The organism is Natronomonas sp. (assembly GCF_036625485.1).
In the GTDB taxonomy this organism is placed as follows: Archaea; Halobacteriota; Halobacteria; order Halobacteriales; family Haloarculaceae; genus Natronomonas.
Map to the genome: position 1 here is coordinate 1 of NZ_JAZKTR010000113.1, position 7,885 is coordinate 7,885.

At 62.5% G+C, this 7,885-nt stretch carries 5 protein-coding genes; 1 reads left to right on the forward strand and 4 read right to left on the reverse strand.

Annotated elements, in window-relative coordinates:
* A partial coding sequence (locus V5A53_RS10945) for an ATP-dependent helicase (RefSeq protein ID WP_332313648.1) occupies window positions 1-2,473 on the reverse strand: 2,473 nt, incomplete at its 3' end.
* An 87-nt stretch (window positions 2,474-2,560) separates the two neighbouring features.
* On the opposite strand from V5A53_RS10945, the gene V5A53_RS10950 reads away from it, so the two are divergent.
* Entirely contained in the window at window positions 2,561-3,322 is a 762-nt protein-coding gene (locus tag V5A53_RS10950) for an MBL fold metallo-hydrolase (protein ID WP_332313649.1), read from the forward strand.
* A gap of 19 nt (window positions 3,323-3,341) precedes the next feature.
* Here V5A53_RS10950 and V5A53_RS10955 read toward each other — a convergent pair whose 3' ends face one another.
* The 3 genes from V5A53_RS10955 to rqcH all read right to left on the reverse strand — a co-directional run bounded on the left by V5A53_RS10955 (window position 3,342) and on the right by rqcH (window position 7,788).
* Window positions 3,342-3,851, reverse strand: coding sequence for a hypothetical protein (locus tag V5A53_RS10955; RefSeq protein ID WP_332313650.1), 510 nt, complete (start codon window positions 3,849-3,851; stop codon window positions 3,342-3,344).
* A 697-nt stretch (window positions 3,852-4,548) separates the two neighbouring features.
* A complete protein-coding gene (locus V5A53_RS10960) occupies window positions 4,549-5,616 on the reverse strand; it encodes an mRNA surveillance protein pelota (protein ID WP_332313651.1) in 1,068 nt (355 codons plus the stop codon).
* A 60-nt stretch (window positions 5,617-5,676) separates the two neighbouring features.
* On the reverse strand, window positions 5,677-7,788 hold the full coding sequence (rqcH, locus tag V5A53_RS10965; protein WP_332313652.1) for a ribosome rescue protein RqcH: 2,112 nt from the start codon (window positions 7,786-7,788) through the stop codon (window positions 5,677-5,679).
* Window positions 7,789-7,885 lie beyond the last annotated feature (97 nt).

The following is a 7,885-nucleotide window of genomic DNA, read 5'->3' on the forward strand; positions in this document are numbered from 1 at the left end:
TCTCGCTGGAGACCTGCTGTTGGCTCGCGGACTTCTCGTGGCCCTTGTACCGTTTCAGGATCATCAACGAGCGGGTGGCGTTGATGCGGAAGTAGCGCTTGAGCAGGTCGGTCCCATCGAGGGCGGCCCGGAGGTCGGAGCGGACGTCCTCGGGGTCGATATCGGCGATGATGCCGTCGATATCGACCTTCCGATTGAGGGGCATCGACAGCGTGAATCCGTGGTCGGCGACGGCAACCTTGACGTTCGTGTTGGCCTGCTGGGCACAGCGGTAGGCCAGCAGGCGCGAGAGGCCGTCGTTGAACCGCCGGCCGTAGTTGGCGTGGACGTAGTAGTTGCGCCGGTATTCCTCGCGGTCGAGTTCGACCTCGAGGGACAGTCGCTGGTCCGTCGAGACGCTCCCGATACCGGCATATTCGACCTGTGCCTCTACCATCCGCGTGATTGCGCGGACGGTGTTCTCGTCCAGCGGGAACTCCCGGAGCCACCGACGGACGTCGGGCGGGCCTCCGTCTTCCAGCCGCTCCAGCAGTTCGCGCTGGAAGGTCAGAATCTCGCGGCCGAGGTCATACGAGAGGGGCAACCGCTCGGAGAACCACGAGGGAACGGTCGCACGGGCGCTCGTGCGGTCGACGTAGACGTTCGACCCGCGGCGATAGCTGTATTCGTAGTTCGACCCGCCGAGGACGAACACGTCGCCCTTCTCGAGGGTGTCGAGATACTCCTCGTCGAGTTGGCCGACCCACTCGTCGCCCGACCGGACGATGACGTCGCAACTGAACGAGTCCGGAATCGTGCCGATGTTGGTCATGTAGATGACCCGCGCGAGACGGCCGCGCTTGCCGACAAGCGGCGTGCCGGGAGCGAACTCGTCGTAGTGGTACTCCCCGCCCGGCGGGTCGTTGTCGTCGCGCCAGACCTTCGGGTAGACGTTCTTGTCTTCCATGCCGTCGTAATCGGCCGTCAGGTAGCGGAACAGCGACTCGTATTCCGCATCGTCGTAGGCCCGATAGGGGTAGGCGCTCCGGAGGACGGACCTGATTTCGGCCTCCGGAAGCGGGCCGTTGATAGCCATGCCGTAGACCTGCTGGGCGGCAACGTCCTGTGCGTTCTCGGGGACGAACACCCGGTCGACGAAGCCCTCCTCGGCCTTCTTGAGCATGACCGCACACTCGACGAGTTCGTCGCGGTCTAGCGCGATGACCCGGCCCTTGACCGTCTGTCCGAGTTGGTGGCCGGCCCGGCCCACGCGCTGGAGCATCGCGGCGACGGATTTCGGCGACCCGACCTGGACAACGAGGTCGACATATGGCATGTCGATGCCCAGTTCCAGGGACGTGGAGGTGGTCACGACGTCCAACTCGCCGCTTTTGAGCCCCTCCTCGATGCGCTTCCGTTCGTCCTTCGAGAGCGACCCGTGGTGACACCCGGAGTTCGACTCGTCGTAGCCGCCGCGCTCCCGGAGGTTATGGAGGACGCGCTCGGCACCTGACCGCGTATTCGTGAATACGAGCGTATTCGTGTGATCGGAAACGAGGTCGTCCAGCTGCCCGTAGAACCGCTCGGAAACGACATCTCGGGGCGTATTGATGAGGTCGTCCGTCGGGCAACTCAACTCGATATCGAAATCGCGGACGAATCGTGCGTCGACGATATCGTACTCGCGGGGCGTCCACTCGCCCGAGGCCTCGTCGTAGGTGCCGCCGACGAGGAACTCGCCCATCGTATCGAGCGGTTCGACCGTCGCCGAACAGCCGATTCGGGTCGGCGAGGTCGAACAGAGGCGTTCCAGTCGTTCCAACGATACCGAGAGGTGCGTGCCGCGTTTGTTCTCCGCCAGCGAGTGAATCTCGTCGACGATGACGTATTCGACCGTCTCCAGTTTCTCCTTGAACTTCGGGCTGTTGAGCAGTATGGCCAGCGTCTCCGGCGTCGTGTTGAGGATGTGCGGCGTCTCCCGCAGCATCTTCTGGCGGTCACTATCGCTCGTGTCACCGTGGCGGATGGCGTGGCGTATGTCGACCGATTCGCCGCGGTCGTCGAGTTTCTCGGTGATGCCGTCCAGCGGCTCCCCGAGGTTGCGGTGGATGTCGTTGGCCAGCGACTTGAGTGGCGAGATGTAGAGACAGTAGACGCTGTTGTCGAGGCCGTCCTCGTTGACTTCGGCGCGGTCGAAGAGGTCGTTGATAATCGCGGTGAAGGAGGCCAGCGTCTTTCCGGACCCCGTCGGCGCACAGACCAGCGTGTTCGTCCCGTCGTCGATGCGGGGGATCGCGCCCTTCTGTGGCGGCGTGAAGAAGCCGCCGTTGTCGGGGACGAATTCGCCGAACTGTTCGACCCACCACTCCTGGACGGCCGGGTCGAGACGGCCGAACGCCTCGGCGTCGTCTATCGGTACGGACTGGGCGTCGTAGGCGAAGTCGTAGCTCTCCAGCAGCCGACGGGCGTCGGCTTCAGCACCGTCGTTCCCCATCTACGAATCACGTGGGGCCGAACGGGCAAGTGGGTTTTGTCGCGCCGCACCACAGGGCACTTGCCGTCGGCCGCCGACGCTCCGACCATGCGCGTAACCTTTCTCGGAACGGGTGCGGCGATGCCGACCGGCGACCGAGTCCAGACCGGCCTCCTGCTGGAGGACCCGAACGGGGACGCCGACCCCCTGCTGGTCGATTGCGGCAGCGGCGCCCTTCATCGACTCGCCGAAACCGACGTGGGCTACGACGGTATCGGCACCGTCCTCCTGACCCACCACCACCTCGACCACGTCTCGGACCTGATGGTCCTCCTGAAAGCCCGCTGGCTGGCTGGCGAGACCGACCTCGAAATCGTCGGCCCCGACGGGACACGGGCACTCGTCGAGGACCTCCTTTCGGTCCACGACTACATGCAGGGGCGCTTCGACCTCACGTTCCGCGAACTCGGACCCGGAACCCACACCGTCGCCGGGTACGATATCGAGGCGGCCGAGACGATCCACTCGATGTACTGTCTGGCCTACCGCTTCGAGACGGAGGATGCGGTCTTCACGTTCTCTGCCGATACGGAAGCCAGCGACGCAATCGCGGACCTCGCCGACGATTCGGCGATCCTCCTCCACGACTGTTCGTTCCCCGACGAGGTCGACGTCGACAACCATCCGACGCCGACGAAACTCGGGAAGACACTCGCCGGCCACGATATCGGGCGCGTCTATCTGACCCATCTCTACCCCCACACGCAAGGCAAACACGACGAGATGATTCAGGCCGTCGAGGAGGGCTTCGACGGCGACGTTCGGATGGCTCGCGACGGGATGACGATCGACCTCTCGAAGCGCGATTAGCAGTCGTTACTGGTAGGATTTATTTCGCGTAGGCTGGCTCGCCAGCGACGACCCGCCGAGTCGCCGTCAACGAAACGTCAGAGCTAGCATACGTCATTCGAGCGGTCGTCCCATAGATGTTCGGCGTCGCTGTTGGCGACCCGGAACCGAACGCCTCGTAGTGGTCGTTCGCTGCTGGGTCGATGATCACGTCGACGCGCAACGAATAGGTCCCGCCGATCTCGTCGGGATTGTGGTACTCGATGTCGAGCGTTCCCGCAAGCCCCTCCGCGAACACGAGCGTCGAACACTGCCTTCCACCCACTGTCCCCGCAACGAGGTCGATCTCGACTTCGGCGGCGTCGACCTCACAGGGTGCCTTCTCGGTCCCATCCACGACCGGCTTTACGGTCACATCGTTGTCCGTGTTCTCGTAGATGTGTAGCTCCCAGACAGTTCCGTTTCCGTCGGTGATATGGACGGTAGAGGAGTTCCCCAGAAGATCGCTGCCGCCACCGTCGGTGTAGAGGTCGTCACGATTGACCACCATCGTATAGTCGCTGACACCACCGACACCTCCAGCGACCTGCCAGTCGCTCGAGTCCCCGCTCGCGTTAGTGAAAGCTCGTGACTGATTCGTCCGTCGAAGATGCGTTTCGTTCGTCTGATTGATCGTCGTTATATCGAACGACATCCCTTGTTTCGCATACTCGGTCCCATAGGAATCCTGAAAGCTAGTAGTCAATCGCGTGTAGTTCCGCGTCAACTCATCGTACGAGTCATTATGCTGAGCATTTGCTCTCCCCTGTAGGGTATCGACAGTCTCGAATGTCGTCGATGCTACAGAAATGGCGTCATCAGTGTTGTCGGTTGACCGCGTCGAGAGGTTCTCCGTATAAATAGCAGAATTAAGAACGATCGCGAGGCCGACGAATAATACGGCCAAAAGCAGCGCAGTGATCACCATCAACTGCCCCGTTGAGAACCCCCACCGTTTTGATTCATTTATTTATACTGCCCAATAGAATATAGTCACCTCTTGTTATAATTTATGCTTCATTTAAGATAACTAACCTGATGACAGGTATTGTTATGCTTTGATAATTGGATTGTCACTTCATGGATGCGAACTTACGAAGTGATATCAGAGAAGAAACGCCACAGTCGAGAGACGCCGCTGATGTGGCTGTCGGACTGATTAATACGCCTTCTACCGAGCGAATACCGAAACGGCGTAATAACCGCCGTTAATCAAGCCGATATCGCAGCAGCGCCGCCACGCCACCCAGATTCGAGAGTTGTTTGCCGGGGTCGAATTCGTGGGAGAAGACGGTCACGTCGCCGCCCTGCCGTTCGACTGTATCGATGAGTTCGTTCGCGTCGACGTCCCAGTCGCCTTCGCCGGCGCGTTCCTCGCGGAGGCGCTTGTCGAGGATGAGCAGCGTCTCGACGGCGCCGTAGTCGGCGGCCTTCTTGACCTCCTCGATGCCGTAAGCGGCTTTCGCGCCTTCCCCGATGCGCTGCATCAGTTCGTCGATTAGTTCGGCCTCCTCGGAGATGCGTGTCTCCGTCTGAATCCGGTCGACGGCACCGCGTTTGAGGACCTCGTGAACGCCGCGGTCACCGACGGCGGCGGTGTCGACGATCTGTATCTTCTCGGCGACGTCGGGGGTCTCCTCCTCGATGTAATCCAGCGCGTCCTGTTTCGTGAAACCGGGGCCAGCGAGGATGATGGCCGGCGCGTCGAGACGCTTGAGTACCTCGGCCAACTCCGCGAAGAGTTCGTCCCGGCCGCGGGCGTACTCGCCTTTACCCGTCGTCCCGGTCACCGTGGCGCGTTCCTCGACGCCGTACTGGGCGACGGTGTGGACGTGGGCCTCACCCTCTTCGACGGTGGCGATGGCGACGTCCGGCTGTTCGGCGGCTTCGACGGCCTCCTGGAGGCGCTCCAGTTGGTCGACCTGCCAGACCTTCTCGATCTCGAGTTCGTCGTGTTCCTCGACGTTGAACGTGTGGTGGAAGCCCAACTGGTCCTCTCGCGAGCAGTCGACGATTTCGCCGCCGACACGGAGGCGGTTGGCGAACTTGGCGAACTCGACGCTTTCGACCTCGATGCGGAGCCACATCGGCTCCCGCTGGCCGCCCGTGTCCCGCATCTTGTCGTCGTCGCGCTGGATTCGGCGAGTAGTATCGCCCGAAACGAGGTCGCCCGGCTCCAGAATATACGTGAGATGCCACAGGTCGTCGAGGCTCTCGGGAACGACCGTAATCCGTTCGGCCCGCCCCTCGACGCTCTGGCGGTCGGCGATTCGCATACGGCTACCTCCGAGCGGCGGCGGTAAGTGCCCTGCTATTCGGTTGGCCGTGCGGCCGACCTATTCGTTGACCATCGTACTACCGCCCGGTGGGCAGAACTCCTGAATCTTGTCCGCGCTGGCGATTTTGCGGACGAAACTCGTGTCCTCGAAGCGCTCCCGGAAGGTTCGGTAGATCCGCTTTGCAATGTCGTTCTGGGCGTACTGGCCCGGTTCGAGACGAACCGAGGTTTCGACCCGGTCCTCGATGGCCGACGGCGGGCCACCGATGACCCGCGTGTCGGGTTCGCATTTGATGCCGACGGCGACGCCGACCGGCACGTCGCGGTAGTACTCCCGGTCGCCGCGGATGACGAAACTCCCCTTCTCGATGTACTCGCCGCTTTCGGGCGTCTTCGAGACCTGGTCGGGGTCGACCTCGTAGACGTCGCCCTCGAACTTGCCGTCCTTCCAGACCGACGAGTAGGAGACGGCGAACTTGGCGGCCTCCTGCTTGCTGGAGTCGGGAATGTCGATCTCGCGGGCGGGTTCGTCCGGCTCTGTGGCTTTCAGAACCGTCACGGGCGCGCCGTGGGCCTGCGCGTGGAAGAAGCAGTCCGACGGCTCCATGTACTTCTTGACCAGGTCCTCGTTCTGGTCGGCGTTGCGGCCGCCCAACACGAGGAAGCCGTCGCTCGTGCGGAACCAGCGGAACCGCTCGTACCACTTCTCGTCGTAGCGAACCGGAACCGAGCCCATCGAGAGGTAATCCTTCTCTGCCCATTCGCCCTCATCCTCCTCGTCTTCCTCCTCGTCGCCTGCTTCCCACTCATCGCGGCGCTGTTTGGCTTCTTCGAGGTCCTCGCGAGTGTCCTCGATCGCGGCCTCGGCACCCTCCATCTTCTCGCGAACGCGTTTGGACTCCGTATAAAGGCGGTCGGCGTTCTTCTCGACGCCCATCGCGGGGTCGATCTCTATCTCCGTGTCGTCGATCTCGATGGTGACGGTGCCTTCGGCCTCGTTGACGCCGAGGACCGCTTCGGCGGCCTCGATGCCTTGCTCGGCGCCCTGTTCGAATTTCTCCTCGATCTCCTCCCATCCGATGCCCTCCTCGCGGGCGTTCTGAACCGTCGAGCAGATGTCGTCGACGAGGTCGTAGTTGCCGTAGAGCAGTTCCGCCTTCTGTTGTTCCCGCTCGGCCTGCTGTTCGTACTCCTCGATGGCACCCTCCTGCTGTTCGATGATGCGCTCGTACTTCTCGATCTCCTGCTCGAAATCGGGCCGCTGGCTGCCGGGTTCCTCCGTAATCTCCTCGTCTTCCTGTTCGAGTCGGTAGAAGTACTCGTCGATGGCGCCGTTGAAGTTCTCGAAGACCGTCTCGTTGAATCCCTCGGCCTGGTGTTCTTCGAGCGGGAGCGGCGTCGCGTCGACGACCTGCCCCTCGTCGTCCTCGTAGAGTCGGGGGTCGGTCCGACCCTCCAAAATCGGCTCCCGAAGCCGTTCCAGAGCGCCGAAAAGCGCCTCGTACTGCTCCTCCGTCGCCTCGGCGATGTCCGTCGTCTTCTCGACGCCCGCACGGGTACAGAGTTCCTCGCCGTAGAGGCCGCCGAAGTTCAGCTGGGTCGCCAGCGTCCGCACGAGGTCGGTGTCGGACTGCTCCATCTTCGCCTCGAAAGCGTCGTAATCGACCTCCATCGGGTTGAACCGCTCGTCGGGGTAGCCGTACTGCGAGCCCGGCGCGACCGTCCGAGAACGCAGGCGGACGGTGTCGAGACAGTCGATGACCTCGCGGTCCTCGTTCATCACGGCGACGTTGCCGTCGCCGAACAGTTCCGCGACGACGAGCGTCGTCTGGTCCTCTCGCTCGAAGCGGAAGGTGAGGATGCGGTCGAAGCCATGCTGTTCGACGCCTTCCAGGTTCGCACCCGCAATCCGGTTCCGCATCATCATCGCGAAGTTCGGCGGTCGTCCGGGCGCGTCGGGAACGTGCTCCGGCGTCGCCACGTGTGCGCGTTTGGGGTCGCCCACCTCGATGATGAGTTCGATGCGGCCGCGGTCGTAATCCCGCATCTTCAGCCGCACCTTGTCCTCACCGTAGAGATAGGCCTTGTCGACGACAGCGCCGGTGTAATCCCGTAACTCGCCGACCAGCGCGGCGAGGTCGACGCTCGTCATCGCCCGCTTTCTGTCCATGTCTACGTCCTGACGGGGCCAAGAGAAAGGCCTGACGGGTTGCCGCTATGCTTCGCAACCGCTTAGGGGCCGTTGGCCGGACCACAGGTATGGACGA